Source organism: Massilia jejuensis (assembly GCF_042656795.1).
GTDB lineage: Bacteria > Pseudomonadota > Gammaproteobacteria > Burkholderiales > Burkholderiaceae_D > Telluria > Telluria jejuensis.
The window spans coordinates 37,029-52,779 of sequence record NZ_JBHSMS010000045.1 but is presented as its reverse complement, the minus strand read 5'-3'; the positions used below and the strand labels follow the sequence as shown (position 1 = coordinate 52,779).

The window sequence follows — 15,751 nt, the reverse complement described above, 5'->3', positions numbered from 1 at the left end:
TTCGTCAAACTCTTTTTCTTGCGTGCACCGCGCTTTGCGCGGCTTCCTCTGTCCGCGCAACACCTGGTTGCGGTGCCGTTTTCAGCGGGCCTGCCGAAGCAGGAGGCGAATTATAGCGAACCCCGCGCGCGGTCCGCAAGTGCTTTCTCGCGGACGGGGCTCCGGTGACACATCGGTATTTATTCGCTCGCCAGACTGATGGCCGAGTAGTTTGCATCGGCCCTGATCTTCTCTTCGTTAAAGGGCATGGCCGGCCACTCCTTGCGCGAGTACACCGCCGTTTGGTCCGCGTAATACGGCGAGGCGGGATTGGTCGACTGGCCGTAGGTCAGCATGGCCTGGGCGACCGGCCCCTGGTCGTCGAAACTTACCGTCTGGATATAGCTCTGGCCCCAGTGCACGCCGTTATAGCCGGTGGCGCTCAAGCCCGTGCGCATGGTCAGCGAGTTATACGAGCCGTCGATGTTGCCGATGCCGCCATGCAAGGGGATGCGCGCGCCATTCTTCGTTTCCGTCTGATAGTCGCCGAGCCTGGCATCGAACGCAATGCCGAAAGCTTGCAGCTTGAGCGCGGCAGTCTTCAGCGCGGCGAGCATACCCGGCATGGCGCCTGGCGCAACGCCGCTCGGTGTATTGACCGGATCGGCCGGGTTGAACGGCAGCGCCCATTTGTTGGGAATGGCGGCGGCATTGTTCCAGAACTCGCGGAACAAGACGGCGCCGCGGCTGTCGATGTTCACGCGGCGGTCCCAGGCCGCCAGCGCGGCGCAGGCTTGCAGCAGGATGGTCTCGCCACCGGCCGTGCAAGCCTGCAGCAATGCGGGCAGCACCAGCTCGGCCGCATACAGACGATTGGCAAAGGCCAGCGCCTGCAGGTCGCCCAGGCCGATCTTTTTCGTCAGCGCCAGTTCGTCGAACTGGCGGAAACCAATCCGGGTACGCAGGCTCTGCTCCACGCCGGCGCGGCCATACAGCGGCGAGAAGCCGAGCGGGGCCGCGCCGGTGAGCAAGGCCTTCGGATTGTTCAGCCAGTAGCTGTCGTTCGAGTTGCCGACATAGTCGCTGCGGATCGTCCATGGTCCGTTGGCCGGGGAAAAGATCCCGGCCGGCGCGTCGGCATCCTGGCCCCAGCCGCAGCTGCTGCGCGAACCGTCGAACAGCAAGGCCGCCTGCAAGAGCAGGCAGCCGTTGCCGAACTTTTGCGCACCCATGTGCGGCACGACGCTGGCGTCCGCAAACAGCACCTTGCCCTCGCGGTCGGCGGCCAGGGTATTCACCCAGGGCAGGCCGATCGTCTTGTCGAGCGAACTCTTGATTGCCTGCACATTGTTGGCCTTGCCGATGCCCAGCCATTGTTCCAGCATGCGGGTGTTGTTGCGGTTCGGGTCGGCCAGCACGTAGGCTGCGTTCGCCGTCCAGGTCATTCCCGCCTCCGGCTTGACGATCACCGCCCCCTGCTGGCTGAACCAGAAGGTCTTGCTGCGCCGGGCCAGCGTGCCGTCGGCCCGCAGCAGGTCGACCGACACCGTTTTCGACGTCATCTTGCTGGCCACGCCGTCCGTCACATAGGTGGTCCCGCTGGCATCGGCAGGATCGAGCGCCAGGCGGAAGGTGGTGAAGTGGAGCGCCGTGGTCACCGTATGGCTCCAGGCGATGTCGCGATTGAAACCGATCACGATGGCTGGAATGCCGCCGATGATCACCCCCATCGCATCGTAGGTGCCGGGCACGGTCAGGTGGGCCTGGTAGAAGCGGTCGGCCGTCGTCCACGGGTAATGCGGGTTGCCGAGCAGGAGACCGCGGCCGTTGGCGGACAGGTCTTTGCCGACTGCGAGGGCATTGCTGCCGATCCCTTGCCGGTTAAGTTTATCCAGGCGCGCCAGCAGGAAGGATGGATCGAACTTGCGCGCCCCTTTCACTGCCGCCACCGTGCTCACGCCCGCGGCGCGGCCGGCCGCCACGAATTCCTCGGCAAACACCTGGCCGGTCGCATGCAAGGCCTTCTCCGCCATCATCAGGTACATGTCGTCGACCGTGATCGTGCGCACCCATTTGGCGTCCTTGCAGGGAGCCGGATACTGGCCGGCGAACGCGTTGATATAGCGGTTGTAGCCTTCGACATAGCCGGCGACGAGTTCGCGCGGCTCGGGCGCCCCGGCGGCATAGCCGGCGCGCAGCTGGGCGATGTCGAGATAACCCTTGAAGAAGAAGTCGCTGTCCTCGTTTTTCAAGTCCATGAAGCCGCTCGCGGCGCCGTATCCGTCGCCGCTGCGCTGGGGCGGGCGCGCCTCGCCGCCGAAGAATTGCGAACGCTCGCCGCGCACCGTCACGACCGAATCGGCAAACATGCAGAGATTGTCCTGGGCATAGGCATAGGCCAGGCCATAGCCGAGGCTGCGAAAATCCTTGGCGCGCACGTGCGGTACGCCATGCGTGGTACGGGCGATGTCGACCTGGATACGGGAAGCGGTGGCAACCGGCGGCGGGGTGGCAGCCGGCGCGTGGCCGGCATCGTTGCCGCTGCACCCGGCCAAGGCGAGCAGCAGCGTGGCGGCGAGGCCGGTGCCATACATGGAAGAAAGGGAAGAAAGGGAAGAAAGGGAAGAAAGGGAAGAAAGGGAAGAAAGGGAAGAAAATACGCTGAATTGTTCTTGCTGACGTTTCATATGGACGCTTTCTGCGGTTTTCCGCGTGGCGAAATGAAAGGCGAACGATCCTCAAGCGGCACGGCTTGGCCAACTTAATTGGGAGAACCAGTTTGAACGTCGAGCAGCGCCAGGCAAGCTGGCAAGGTTAATGGGTTCGGTCGATTGTCATGGTCGCGCCACAGGCATGGACGACGTGACAGTCAACACGCAACCGGAATCGATGGACGAAAAAAAACCCCAGCACAGGGGCTGGGGTCTTTCTTTATAACTAGCCTGACGATCACCTACTTTCACACTGGTTGCAGCACTATCATCGGCGCAAAGTCGTTTCACGGTCCTGTTCGGGATGGGAAGGGGTGGGACCGACTTGCTATGGTCATCAGGCATGACTTGCTGGGAGGCTGTTCCACAACTGGGCAACAGGTCCCTGAATTCCAGCGCGTATTCTAACAGGCAACTCCAGGAAGCGCCAGCACGGATTATCGCACCAGCGCGTAAAATGGCGCCTTTGCGCCAACCGCTTGCCGCCATGACCATCCTGCTGTCCACCCTGAACGCCCGCTACACCCATGCTTCCCTGGGACTGCGCTACCTGCTGGCGAACATGGGAGCGCTCGGCCCCGACACGCGGATCCAGGAATTCGTCATCGGCGCCAAGACGACCGACGTGGTCGAACGCCTGCTGGCGCACCAGCCGCGCATCATCGGTTTCGGCGTCTATATATGGAACGTGGAGGAAACCACGCGCGTGGTCGCCATGCTCAAACGCGTCGCGCCCGAGGTGACGATCGTCCTCGGCGGACCGGAAGTGTCGTACGAGACCGCCGAGCAGGCGATCGTGAAACTGGCGGACTACACCGTCACCGGCTGGGGCGACGTCACGTTCCCGCAGCTGTGCGCCGAGATCCTCGAGGGCCCGCAGCCGCTGATGAAGGTACACGCGGGCGTGCAGCCGCCCATGGCCGAGATCGCCCTGCCCTATGCTCTATACAGCGACGAGGACATCGCGCACCGCACCTTGTATGTGGAAGCCTCGCGCGGCTGCCCGTTCAAATGCGAGTTCTGCCTGTCGTCGCTGGATAAAACCGCCTGGCCCTTCCCCTTGGACGCTTTCCTGGCGCAGATGGAGGCGCTGCATGCACGTGGCGCGCGTCTCTTCAAATTCGTCGACCGCACCTTCAATTTGAACGTCAAGACCGGCATGAAAATCATGCAGTTCTTCCTCGATAAACTGGAAGCCGCGCCAGGCGATCCGGTCTATGCCCACTTCGAACTGGTGCCGGACCACTTGCCGGAAGCATTGAAAGAGATGATCGCGCGCTTCCCGGCCGGCGCCCTGCAATTCGAGATCGGCATCCAGAGTTTCAATCCCGAGGTGCAGGCCCTGGTCAGCCGGCGCCAGGACAACGCCAAGGCGGCCGAGAATATCGGCTGGCTGTGCCAGCACGCGCAGGCGCACCTGCACGTCGACCTGATCGCCGGCCTGCCCGGGGAGGACATCGCCAGCTTCGCGCGCGGCTTCGACCGGCTGGTGAGCCTGGGCGCGCACGAGATCCAGTTCGGCATCTTGAAACGCCTGCGCGGCACGCCGATCATCCGCCATACCGCGCCCTATAAAATGGTCTACGACCCGTATCCGCCCTATACCGTGCTGGCGACCAGCCTGATCGATTTTCCCACCATGCAGCGCCTGGTGCGCTTTGCGCGCTACTGGGACCTGGTGGCAAACTCCGGCCGCTTTGCCCATACGATCGTCGCACTGCTGGGGGTGCGGCCTTTCGAAAACTTCATGGCTTTTTCAGACTGGATCTATACCAAGACCGACGCAACCCACCGGATTGCGCTGGACCGGCTGGCGAAACTGGTGGCCGAATGGCTGCAGGTGACGGGGATGGCGCGCGAGCAAGCGCAGGCCCTGGTGGCAAGCGATTACGCCGGCAGCGTCGACACGCCGGCCAAAAAATCGGTGCCTGCGGCGGCGAACGCACCGGCGGTGGCCGCGCCGGCGCGGCAGCTGCGCCACCTGGCCGCCTGAGCACGCTAGATCCTCGTGAATGGCAGAGACCACGAATTCCTTTTACACTGCAACAATGCAGATTGAAAATACGCCAACATTAACCATCGAACACTCCGCCGGCGATGCGGCGCAATCTGTCGTGGCGAGCGGGGTCTGGCAAGTGCATGCACTGAGCCAGAAGGGCATGCTCAAGAAAATCAACCGCACCCTGCTGGGCCTGAAGAAGAAGGCCGGACTCGGGTGGGATTTGACCGGCGTGGCCAGCATCGATCACATCGGCGCCCAGCTGCTCTGGAATGCCTGGGGCAAGAAGCGCCCTTCGAACCTGAAACTTGACCCGCGCCAGGAAGAGCTGTTCGCCCGCATCGAGGCGGCCAGCCGCTATACGCTGCCGCGCCACAAGGTCAGCCCGCTGAACTGGATCATCGTGCTCGGCGCCGGCCTGCTGAGCTTTTTCGAGCACCTGCACGGCTTCGTCGAACTGATCGGGCGCCTGGTGCAGGACCTGGGCCGCTTCATCCGGCGCCCGAACACGGGCCCCTGGCGCGAGATCTCGGCCAACATCTATCACTCGGGCTTCCAGGCGCTCGGCATCACGGCACTGGTCGGCTTCCTGATCGGCGTGGTGCTGTCCTTCCTGTCGGCCCAGCAGCTGCGCCAGTTCGGCGGCGACATCTACCTGGTCGACATCCTCGGCATGAGCGTGGTGCGCGAGCTCGGTCCCCTGCTGGCGGCGATCCTGGTGGCGGGCCGCTCGGGCTCCTCGATCACGGCGCAGCTGGGCGTGATGCGGGTGAACGAGGAACTCGACGCCATGCTGGTGATGGGCATCTCGCACGGCTACCGCCTGATCATGCCGAAGGTCGTGGCGCTGGCGGTCGCGATGCCGCTGCTGGTGGTCTGGACCGACGCCATGGCCCTGCTCGGCGGCGCTATTTCGGCCAAGATCGAGCTGGGCCTGTCGCTGCGCTACTTCCTGCAAAAGCTGCCGGACGCCGTCCCGCTGGTCAACTACACGATCGGCCTGCTCAAAGGGATGACCTTCGGCATGCTGATCGCGCTGGTCTCCTGCCACTTCGGCCTGCGCATCAAGCCGAACACGGAAAGCCTGGGGCGCGGCACGACGACCTCGGTCGTCACCTCGATCACGGTCGTGATCCTGGCCGACGCCGTGTTTGCGATCGTCTTTTCCGGCGTGGGGTTCTGATGGCCGACCACCAGCGCCCACCCCAGCAGCTCAACCGCAAGCCGGAGGAAGACGTCGGTCCGCCGGTGGTCGATATCCGCGGCCTGTGGACCAAGTTCGGCAAGACGGTGATTCACCAGGACCTGAACCTGGAGATTTATTCGGGCGAGATCCTGTCGATCGTCGGCGGCTCCGGAACCGGCAAGACGGTGCTGCTGCGCCAGATGCTGGGCCTGGAGCGGCCGGCGCGCGGCTGCGTGCGCGTGTTCGGCGAAGACATCAGCGAAGCGGGACCGGAGCAGCTGCAGCGCATGCGCAACCACTGGGGCATGCTGTTCCAGCAGGGCGCGCTGTATTCGGCTCTGACCGTGTTCGACAACATCGCCCAGCCGATGCGCGAATTGCGCGCCCTGCCCGAGGACGTGATCCGCGATGCCGTGCTGCTGAAAATGGATATGGTGGGCCTGGGCGCCGAACATGCCAACAAAATGCCGTCCGACTTGTCGGGCGGGATGATCAAGCGCGCAGCGCTGGCGCGCGCGCTGGCGCTGGAGCCGAGATTGCTGTTCCTGGACGAGCCGACCGCGGGCCTCGACCCCGACGCCTCGGATGCGTTTGTCACGCTGATCCAGTCGCTGCACCGGGAACTGAAACTGACTGTGGTGATGGTCACCCACGACCTCGATACGCTGTTTGCGCTGTCCTCGCGCATTGCGGTCCTGGCCGACAAGCATGTGCTGGCGGTGGGACCGTCGCGCGACGTGCTGCGGGTGGACCATCCGTTCATTAAACATTTCTTCCTCGGCGGACGCGGGCAACGGGCACTCGAAGTGCTCGACGAACGCGACGAGACGCTCGAGGAAGAGCCCAAGGAGTGACATGGAAAACCGATCGTATGCATTAATGACGGGCATCTTCACGATTGCCTTGCTGGTGGCCACCGTCCTGATCGGCCTCTGGCTGAACCGCGACAAGACCGAGCGCTCGCCCTACGAGATCGTCACCACCCAGTCGATTCCCGGCCTGAATCCGCAAGCGACGGTGCGCTACCGCGGCCTGGAAGTGGGCCGCGTCGAGGAAATCGTGTTCGACCCGAAGGTCACGGGCCAGATCCTGATCCGCCTGTCGGTCGAAGACGGCTCGCCGATCACGACCACGACCTTCGCTTCGCTCGGTTACCAGGGCGTCACCGGCATTGCCTTCATCCAGCTCGATGACGACCGCACCGGTTCGCCCCTCCTGAAAACCAGTCCGGAGCAGGTCGGCCGCATTCCGCTGCGTCCCGGTTTGCTGGACCAGCTGGAAAAGCGCGGCCTCGCCATCCTCGACCGTACCGAGCAGATCACGGCCCGCATCAACAATCTGATGAGCGACGAGAACCAGAAAACCATCATCGGCGCGTTCGACAACATCAGCAAGGCCGCCGCCGCCTATGGCGAAATTCCCGAGAAGCTCGGCCCGACGATCGACCGCATGCCGGCCCTGGCCGACAAGCTCGATCGCAGCTTGAGCTCGTTCGATACCTTCGCCGCCAGCGCCACCACCACGGTGCGCAATTACGATCGCCTGGCCACCGGCCTGCAGGCGCCGGACGGTCCCCTGAATCGCCTGAACGGCGCGATCGGTTCGCTCCAGGGCGTCACCAGCGACCTGGAAGCGGAAACGCTGCCGCACCTGACGCGCATGACCGACGAAGCGCGCACCGCGCTGCGTTCGGTGCGCCGCACCGCCGACTCGCTGTCGGACCGCCCGCAAAGCATCTTGTTCGGCAATCCGAACGTCCAACCCGGCCCCGGCGAGCCGGGCTTCGTCGCCCCGACCAAATGAGGATTACCTTGACCAACAACCTGCACCGCTTCCTCGGCGCCGCCGCCCTTGCCCTCGCTTGTGCCGGCTGCGCGTCGTCCAGCAAGACCGACGGCGCCAATACCCAGTTCGACTTCGGCCCGCTCACCGCACCGGCGGCGCCGGTGGCCCAGGCCCCGCTGGCGGCCATCATCGTGATGGACGCGACCGGCTCGCCGACCTTCGAGAACGAGCGCATGGTCTACCGCCTGAACTACAACGACCCGCTGCAGGCGCGCACTTATGCCAACAGCCGCTGGAGCGCCAACCCGCTGCTGCTGGTGACGCAGCGCATGAAGTCGCGCCTGGCCCAGGCCGGCGTCAAGGTTCTGTCGGCCACCGATTCGAGCACCAACATCCCGATCCTGCACCTTGAGATCGACGATTTTTCGCACGCATTTTCCAGTGTCGCCGCCAGCGAAGGCCAGCTGGCCCTGCGCGCCTCGGTGTTCAACGGCCATGCGCTGCACGACCAGAAGACCTTCGTGCGCGCCACGCCCGCGGCGAGCGCGGACGCCGCCGGCGGCGCCCGCGCGCTGACCGCCAGCACCGACGCGGTGGCCGCCGACCTCATTGCCTGGCTTGCCGGCTTCGACAACCGCAAACGATGACCGCAGTGGAGCAGCATGGGGACGGGCACGGCGCGCCGGCAAGCCACGATGCGCCGCGCCGCGGCTCGCCGGTCGCGCGCGCGGCCCTGCTGGCCTACCTGCTGCTGATCATCTACGCCAGCTGGTACCCATTCACGGGCTGGCGCAGCAACGGCCTGCCGCTGTTGTCGTTCATGAACCTGGTCAAGCAGCGCTACTGGACCGGTTTCGACGTGATGGTCAATATCGTCGGCTATGTCCCGCTCGGAATCCTGCTGGCGCTGGCCCTGTATCCGCTGGTGCGTGGGGTCTGGGCGGCGCTGCTGGCTACCCTCCTCGGCTTTCTCGTCACCGGCACGATGGAGACGGTGCAGAACTTCCTGCCCAGCCGCGTACCCTCGAACCTCGATCTGCTGACGAATGGCGCCGGCTGCTTCATCGGCGCCTGCATCGGTCCCTTCATGGCGCGCAGCCTGCTCGACCAGGGCCGCCTGTACCGGATCCGCAAGCGCTGGTTCGCGCCGCACGCCAGCCAGGGCCTGGTGCTGCTGGCCCTGTGGCCGCTGGCCCAGATTTATCCGCAGAGTTTCTTGTTCGGCCATGGCCAGGTGCTGCCGATCATCTCGGGGTGGCTGTCGACCTGGTTCGAGACCGATATCGACCTGATCGCCATGCTGCGTCCGGGACCGGCGATGAGCGTCGAACAATACTGGCTGTCGGAGACGATCATCACGGCCTGCGGCATGACCGGCGCCGCCCTCACCCTGCTGTGCCTGCTACGCCGGGGCGCGCCGCGCTACACGCTGATGCTGCTGATGCTGGCCGCCGCGCTGGTCATGAAAACGCTGGCCAGTTCGCTGCTGTTCAGGCCCGATAACGCCCTCGTATGGGTGACGCCGGGCGCCGAGGGCGGCTTCCTGATCGGGCTGATCATGCTGGCCGGCCTCGCCTTTGCCCCGCAGATCGCGCAGCGCCGGCTGGCGGTCGTGACATTGGTGCTGAGCCTGATCGTGGTCAACACGATTCCCGCCAATCCGTATTTCACGCTCACGCTGCAGGGCTGGGTGCAGGGAAAATTTCTGAATTTCAATGGAGCGGCGCAGTTCCTGTCGCTGTTATGGCCCTTCTTCGCGCTCTGGTTCCTGTTGCTGCCCTCGCATAAACTCAATCGCGGCTAGGGGAAACACGAGAACGCGTATCATTGCAGCTGGCCACGTCACGAATCGAGAACGACATGAGCGACACCAAACCATATTACGAACACCACGTTTTCTTTTGCATGAACGAGCGCGATGGCGAGAATTGCCGCCAGAGCTGCGGCAAATCCGGCGCCGAAATCGCCCAAAAGCATGCCAAGAAGCGCATCAAGAAGCTCGGCCTCAACGAGCCGGGCAAGGTGCGCATCAACCAAGCCGGTTGCCTCGAGCGCTGCGAGGAAGGCCCGGTCATCGTCATCTACCCGCAGGGCACCTGGTACACCTATGTCGACACGAGCGACATCGACGACATCATCGACACCCACATCCTCGGCGGCCAGATCGTCGAACGCCTGAAAATCTGATTGTTGAAGCAAGCAGCAATATGAACAAGTTTTCGAAACGTTTTACCCTGGACGGCCCGGCCGGCAAGATGGAATGCATGCTCGACCTGCCGGAAGCGGCGCCGCGCGGCATCGCCCTGGTGGCCCACCCGCATCCGCTGTATGGCGGCACGATGGAAAACAAGGTCACCCAAACGCTGGCGCGCACTTTCGTCACCCTCGGCTACGCCACGGCGCGTTTCAATTTCCGCGGCGTCGGCCAGTCGGAAGGCGAACATGACCGCGGCCACGGCGAAGTCGACGACATGGCCTGCATGATGGCGCACATGCAGGCCGCCTATCCCGGCTTGCCGGTGGCATTGTCGGGCTTTTCCTTCGGTACCTTTGTCCAGGCCCAGCTGCATGCGCGCCTGGTCAACGAGGGCAAGCCGGAAGCCATCGAGCGCCTGGTGCTGGTCGGCTGCGCCGCCGGCAAGTGGCCGATGCCGAACGTGCCCGAAGACACCATCCTCATTCATGGCGAGCTCGACGACACCATTACCTTGCAGATGGTCTTCGACTGGGCGCGGCCGCAGGAAATTCCGGTGATCGTCATCCCGGGAGCGGATCACTTTTTCCACAAGCGGCTTAACCCCATCAAAAATCTTGTCGTGCAAATGTGGCGGCGTGACAATTAAGCCCGGCACTGGCCTATAATTAAGCACTTCATTAAATCCATGCCGCTGGGCAATGCTGGGCAATGCGTAAAGCAATCCGTCATGCAGCCTAGTGGCATCCGCACCACCTCTACTGACTCACATTTAGCTCCCATGAAAAAACTGATTGCGGCCGTCGCCGCCAGCCTGCTGGCGATCTCGGCCAGCGCGCAAACCGTGCCGGCCCCACAGATCGCAGCGAAGTCGTGGCTGCTGCTCGACGCCACCAGCGGCCAGGTCATTGCTGCCCAGGACCCGAACGCGCGCATCGAGCCTGCCTCGCTGACCAAGATCATGACCGCCTACGTCACCTTCCAGGCGATCCGCGACAAGAAGCTAGCCCTGAACACGATGGTGACGGTGTCGCCGCGTGCCTGGAAAGTCGATGCGAGCAGCTCGAAGATGTTCATCGACCCGGCCACCCCGGTCAGCGTGGACGACCTGTTGCACGGCCTGATGGTGCAGTCGGGTAACGACGCGGCCGTTGCCCTGGCCGAAGCCGTCGCCGGCGACGAAGGCACCTTCGTCGTGCTGATGAACCGCGAAGCCCAGCGCATGGGCTTGAAGAACACGAAGTTCGCCAACCCGCACGGCCTGCCGAGCCCGGACAACTTCTCGACCGCGCAAGACCTGGCGCAGCTGGCCACCAACGTGATTCGCGATTTCCCGGAGTTCTACAAGATCGATTCGGTCAAGCAATTCACCTATAACAAGATCACCCAGCAGAACCGCAACCGCCTGTTGTGGCTGGACCCGACCGTCGACGGCATGAAGACCGGCCATACCGAGTCCTCGGGCTACAGCATGATCGCTTCGGCGCGCCGCCCGAACGGCGCCAGCGGCCAGCGGCGCCTGATTTCGGTCGTCTCGGGCGCCAGCTCGGACGGCGTGCGTACCCAGGAGAGCCAGAAGCTGCTCAATTGGGGTTTCCAGAACTTCGACACCGTGAAACTGTATGCGAAGGGCCAGCCGATCGCCACGCCGGAAGTCTGGAAGGGCGCGCAATCGAACGTGAAAATCGGTTTCACGAATGACGTGCTGGTAACGGTGCCGAAGGGCGTGGCCGGTAAACTGAAACCTGTGCTGGAGCGCAAGGATCCGCTGGTGGCCCCGCTGGCGCGCAACGGCCGCGTCGGCACCCTGCGCATGATGGTCGACAACAAGCCGCTGCTGGTGCTGCCGGTCGTGGCCCTGGAAGAAGTGCCGGAAGCGAGCATTGTCGGACGTGCCTGGGATTCGATGCGCTTGATGATCAAGTAAGGGGTCGGCGCCTCTCCCGCATGCCCGCCCGGTTTGCGCCCGGCGGGCATTTTCATTGGACCGCCCCGCCACGCGTGCCGGTAGCGCGCGCCGCCACGCCGCGCCGCTATAATGCCTTGTTCACTTTTCAAGCACATCCGCCGCCATGACCGCATCCGCCGCCCTCGCCTGCCCCCGCATCCTGACCCGCAAGGATGGCCTCGACCTGTCGCGCGTGATTGCCGGCATGTGGCGCCTGGGCGAATGGAAGATGTCGGTCGGACAGCGCATCGCCTTGATCGAAGAGTGCATCGCGATGGGCGTTACCAGCTTCGACCATGCCGACATCTACGGCGACTACGGCGTCGAGGGCCTGTTCGGTGAAGCGCTGCGCGCCCGGCCCGCGCTGCGCGGCCAGATGGAAATCATCAGCAAGTGCGGCATCAAGCTGGTCTCGCCAGGCCGTCCCGCGCACACGATCCAGCATTACGACACCAGCCTGGCGCACATCGTCGCCTCTTGCGAGGCGTCGCTGCGCCAGCTCGGTACCGATTACCTCGACCTGCTGCTGATCCACCGCCCGGATCCGCTGATGGATTTCGACGAGGTCGCCGAAGCGCTGACGCGCCTGCAGGCGGCGGGCAAGGTGCGCCATGTAGGGGTGTCGAATTTCACGCGCCACCAGTTCGAGGCATTGAACCGGCGCGTGCCGCTGGCAACGAATCAAGTGGAATTTTCGCCGCTGCACACGGCGCCGATGTTCGACACCACCTTCGACGGCTTGCAAGACCTGGGCATCGCGCCGATGATCTGGTCGCCGTTGGGCGGCGGGCGCCTGTTCACTGCGCCCGATGACGGCAGCGTCACGCTGCGCGCGACCATCCAGGAAGTGGCGGACCGCATCGGCCAGTCCTTCGCCAGCGTCGTGTTCGCCTGGATCATGGCCTTGCCGAGCCGGCCGATGCCGCTCACCGGCAGCGGCAAGATCGCCTCGGTTGCCGCGGCCGTGGCCGCCACCACGTTCACCCTCGGGCGCAGCGACTGGTTCGCGATCCTGCGCGCGGCGCGTGGCCACGAAGTCGCTTGAGGCCGCATATGGCCGAGCCGCTCAAGGTGGTCGAGGGAACTGCGCTGACGGCGCAGCAGAAAAAGGACTTGCTGAACCGCCTGGCTCGCATCGAGGGCCAGCTGCGCGGGGTGCAGAAGCTGATCGCCCTGGCGGCCGAACCCAGCGACTGCGAGGCGGTGGCCCAGCAAATGGCGGCGGCGCGCAAGGCGCTCGACCGCTCGTTCGTTCAGTTGCTCACGGCAACCGTGCTGACCCATAGCGAAGGGGCCGCCGATCTCGACGACGCGCGTGCGGTGGCGACCCGGCTTGCCGCCCTGCTCGACAAGTTCGCCTGATTTTCTCAGACCTCTTCCTCGTCGGCGTAGACGACCGGCGGCGCGATGCCGCGCCAGCCGGTGCGCCATGCGATGTTCATCAGCAGCGTCGCACAGATGTAGAGCAAGAAGAACAACACGAAAAAACGCTCCCGCAATATGACGAGGAGCAGAACGGCGACGGCAATCAGGACTAACATCCCTTTGCTCAGCTTTTGCTTGCTGCTGGGAAAGCGAATGGTCGACACCATCAGCGTGCCGACGGCGACCATCAGCGCCATCACCGCAAAGGCCTGGGCCATGTTCACGACCGGATCGGGCCAGGCGACCACGACGGCCGCCACGCAGGCGGCGCCGGCCGTGATCGGCATGCCGACGAAATAGCGTGGATCGAAGCGTCCGACCGTGATGTTGAAGCGCGCCAGGCGCAGCGCGCCACAGGCGACGAAGATGAAGCAGGCCAGGCCGCCCATGCGCACGATCGTCGGATGCGCGGCGCTCATTTGAGCAAAACCGTAGCAGTACAGTAGCAAGCCCGGGGCGCAACCGAAATTCATGACATCGGCAATCGAGTCGAGCTGGACGCCGAAGTCGGACTGGGTGTTGGTGGCGCGGGCGACATACCCGTCGAGCGCATCGAATACACCGGCCAGCACCAGCAGGATGGCCGCGAGGCGGAAGTCTCCCGGCGCGCCGACCTGGGCGTTATCGACCGAAATGACGATGCTGCCGAAGCCGCAGGCAATCGACAGCAGCGTCACGAAACTCGGCAAGGCAAACTTGGCACGCGCGAGGCGCTCTGGGCGGGTTCGGTTCAATTCGGGTCCGGGCAAGAGGAAGATGACCCTATTCTACAGTGCGCCCACGCCCGCTCGCGCACGGTGCCTGCCGTCGCGCATATTCGATTTGCCCTAGAATGTGCCTTTCGGCATTAACCTGGATCAGGAGTACAAGGATGAGCGACTTGCTGCGCGCGAAGATGATATTGGCCGGCTGCGTTACCGCCCTGGCTGTTGCCGGCTGCGGCGGAGGTGGCGGTGGCAGCGCCAGCGTTGTCGACCCGGCGCCGGTCGGCACGCCGCCGCCGGCCATGCCGGGCCCGATGTCGCCTGCCATTCCCGATCCGCTGACGCCGCCGGCGCCGGATAACCCCACCGGCCCGGCCGCGCCCGGCGCGCCGCTTGCCACCGGCAATATCGCCACCGACGGCCGTGAGTGGCTCAATTTCCGCCGCGGCCAGGTCGGCATGACGACCCTTGCCCGCAGCACGGTCATCGATATCGCGGCCCAGGGCCACTCCGATTATCAACGCATCAACAATGTCATCACGCACGACCAGGTGGTCGGCAAGGAAGGCTTTACGGGCACCGATGTGAATGCCCGCCTCGCCGCCGCCGGTTACCGTTTCAATACGGCCGCCTCGCGCGCGTATGGCGAAGTCATTTCCGCCGCCGGCAACGGCTCGGGCCAGTACATGGCCGAGGAACTGATCACGGCGGTCTACCACCGCTTCGTCATTTTCGAACCGGTGTTCAAGGAAATCGGCACGGGCGCGGCCACGACCGCCTCCGGCTACAACTACTTCACCACCAATTTCACGGCCAACAACGGCTATGGCGCCGGCCTGCCCGCCGGCCAGGTGGCGGTCTGGCCTTTCGATGGCATGACGACGGTGCCGCGCAATTTCTTCAGCAATACCGAATCACCCGATCCGGTACCGGACCGTGACGAAGTCGGGTATCCGATCAGCGTACACGCCAACATCGATCGCACCATCGCGGTCACCAGTTTCACCGTGCGCCCTCGCGGCGGCGCCGACCTTCCGGTACGGCTGCTGGCATATCCGAGCGACGTGCATACCGGACGCTCCTCGGCGGCCATCGTGCCGCTGGCGCCGCTGGCGGCGAACACGGTGCATGAGGTCAGCTTCAACGGCACCGCGGGCGGCACCGCCGTCACGCGCACCTGGTCGTTCACGACGCGCTGACCGGATGACCCGGCACGAACCGGCCCTGCCATCGCCACCGGCGGCACCGGTCCTCGATATCGAGGCCGGCGTCGACCGCCTGATGGGCAACCGCGCCCTCTACCTGCGCGCCCTGGTCCGCTTTCGCACCGATTACCGCGACGCCGCCAGCGCCCTCCGCGGCGCGCTCGAGGCTGGCAACCCGCTGCTGGCGCAGCGCCTGGCGCACACGCTCAAGGGTGCGGCCGGCATGATCGAAGCGCCTGCCCTGACGGCGGCGGCCCTGGCGCTGGAAGATGCATTGCGCGGTCGTGGCCGTCATGCCGTGGCGTTGCTGGCGCGCCTGGATGCCGCCCTGGCCGACGTGCTGGGCGCACTCGATGCGATCGACTTGCAGGCACAGGCAACGCCGCCCGCGCGCGCGCCGGCCGCGGGCGACGCGCTGGCCGACCTGCGCGCCATGCTCGACATCGGCGACGGCGCGGCGGTCGAACTGGTGGCCGAGGCGCGCGACGCGCTACGGGCGCAGCTGGGGGAACAGGAGTATGAGGCCTTGAGCGCGTCGGTGGCGAAGTTCGATTACGAACGCGCGCTCGCCTTGCTCGACCGGCCCGGGCAGGCCGGCTAGCGTCGTTACATCAC

15 protein-coding genes and 1 rRNA gene are annotated in these 15,751 nt (G+C 64.8%); 13 read left to right on the top strand and 3 right to left on the bottom strand.

Going from position 1 to position 15,751, the window contains the following annotated elements; all coding sequences use genetic code 11:
- Nucleotides 1-179: 179 nt before the first annotated feature.
- Nucleotides 180-2,666, bottom strand: coding sequence for a penicillin acylase family protein (locus ACFPOU_RS15300; RefSeq protein WP_379722887.1), 2,487 nt, complete (start codon nt 2,664-2,666; stop codon nt 180-182).
- A 253-nt stretch (nt 2,667-2,919) separates the two neighbouring features.
- A 5S ribosomal RNA gene (rrf, locus tag ACFPOU_RS15295) occupies nt 2,920-3,032 on the bottom strand.
- A 145-nt stretch (nt 3,033-3,177) separates the two neighbouring features.
- On the opposite strand from rrf, the gene ACFPOU_RS15290 reads away from it, so the two are divergent.
- The 11 genes from ACFPOU_RS15290 (at nt 3,178) to ACFPOU_RS15240 (ending at nt 13,164) form a co-directional block, all read left to right on the top strand.
- Nucleotides 3,178-4,683, top strand: coding sequence for a B12-binding domain-containing radical SAM protein (locus ACFPOU_RS15290; protein ID WP_379722884.1), 1,506 nt, complete (start codon nt 3,178-3,180; stop codon nt 4,681-4,683).
- A 55-nt stretch (nt 4,684-4,738) separates the two neighbouring features.
- Nucleotides 4,739-5,872, top strand: coding sequence for an MlaE family ABC transporter permease (locus ACFPOU_RS15285; protein ID WP_379722881.1), 1,134 nt, complete (start codon nt 4,739-4,741; stop codon nt 5,870-5,872).
- The gene (locus ACFPOU_RS15280) at nt 5,872-6,729 is read left to right on the top strand and encodes an ABC transporter ATP-binding protein (protein WP_379722878.1); all 858 of its coding nucleotides are present in this window, start codon (nt 5,872-5,874) and stop codon (nt 6,727-6,729) included. The genes ACFPOU_RS15285 and ACFPOU_RS15280 overlap by 1 nt, the downstream gene beginning before the upstream one ends.
- Nucleotide 6,730: 1 nt before the next feature.
- Entirely contained in the window at nt 6,731-7,678 is a 948-nt protein-coding gene (locus ACFPOU_RS15275) for an MlaD family protein (RefSeq protein ID WP_379722875.1), read from the top strand.
- An 8-nt stretch (nt 7,679-7,686) separates the two neighbouring features.
- Nucleotides 7,687-8,307: an ABC-type transport auxiliary lipoprotein family protein gene (locus ACFPOU_RS15270; RefSeq protein WP_379722873.1), complete on the top strand. Its 621-nt coding sequence runs from the start codon at nt 7,687-7,689 to the stop codon at nt 8,305-8,307.
- The gene (locus tag ACFPOU_RS15265) at nt 8,304-9,464 is read left to right on the top strand and encodes a VanZ family protein (protein ID WP_379722870.1); all 1,161 of its coding nucleotides are present in this window, start codon (nt 8,304-8,306) and stop codon (nt 9,462-9,464) included. Before ACFPOU_RS15270 ends, ACFPOU_RS15265 begins: the two co-directional genes overlap by 4 nt.
- 56 nt (nt 9,465-9,520) lie before the next feature.
- Nucleotides 9,521-9,847, top strand: coding sequence for a (2Fe-2S) ferredoxin domain-containing protein (locus tag ACFPOU_RS15260; RefSeq protein ID WP_379722867.1), 327 nt, complete (start codon nt 9,521-9,523; stop codon nt 9,845-9,847).
- 20 nt (nt 9,848-9,867) lie between these two features.
- Nucleotides 9,868-10,503: an alpha/beta hydrolase gene (locus tag ACFPOU_RS15255; RefSeq protein WP_379722864.1), complete on the top strand. Its 636-nt coding sequence runs from the start codon at nt 9,868-9,870 to the stop codon at nt 10,501-10,503.
- A gap of 132 nt (nt 10,504-10,635) precedes the next feature.
- Nucleotides 10,636-11,781 (top strand): D-alanyl-D-alanine carboxypeptidase family protein, encoded by a 1,146-nt coding sequence (locus ACFPOU_RS15250; RefSeq protein WP_379722861.1) that lies wholly within the window; start codon nt 10,636-10,638, stop codon nt 11,779-11,781.
- Nucleotides 11,782-11,926: 145 nt separating this feature from the next.
- On the top strand, nt 11,927-12,847 hold the full coding sequence (locus ACFPOU_RS15245; protein ID WP_379722858.1) for an aldo/keto reductase: 921 nt from the start codon (nt 11,927-11,929) through the stop codon (nt 12,845-12,847).
- Nucleotides 12,848-12,855: 8 nt separating this feature from the next.
- Complete coding sequence (locus tag ACFPOU_RS15240; RefSeq protein WP_379722855.1) at nt 12,856-13,164, top strand: metal-sensitive transcriptional regulator; 309 nt, start codon at nt 12,856-12,858, stop codon at nt 13,162-13,164.
- A gap of 5 nt (nt 13,165-13,169) precedes the next feature.
- On the opposite strand, the gene pssA is transcribed toward ACFPOU_RS15240, so the two are convergent.
- Nucleotides 13,170-13,961, bottom strand: coding sequence for a CDP-diacylglycerol--serine O-phosphatidyltransferase (gene pssA, locus ACFPOU_RS15235; RefSeq protein WP_379722852.1), 792 nt, complete (start codon nt 13,959-13,961; stop codon nt 13,170-13,172).
- 137 nt (nt 13,962-14,098) lie between these two features.
- Here pssA and ACFPOU_RS15230 point away from each other — a divergent pair, with 137 nt between their 5' ends.
- A complete protein-coding gene (locus ACFPOU_RS15230; RefSeq protein WP_379722849.1) occupies nt 14,099-15,130 on the top strand; it encodes a CAP domain-containing protein in 1,032 nt (343 codons plus the stop codon).
- A 4-nt stretch (nt 15,131-15,134) separates the two neighbouring features.
- A complete protein-coding gene (locus tag ACFPOU_RS15225; protein ID WP_379722846.1) occupies nt 15,135-15,737 on the top strand; it encodes an Hpt domain-containing protein in 603 nt (200 codons plus the stop codon).
- The last annotated feature ends 14 nt before the right edge of the window (nt 15,738-15,751 follow it).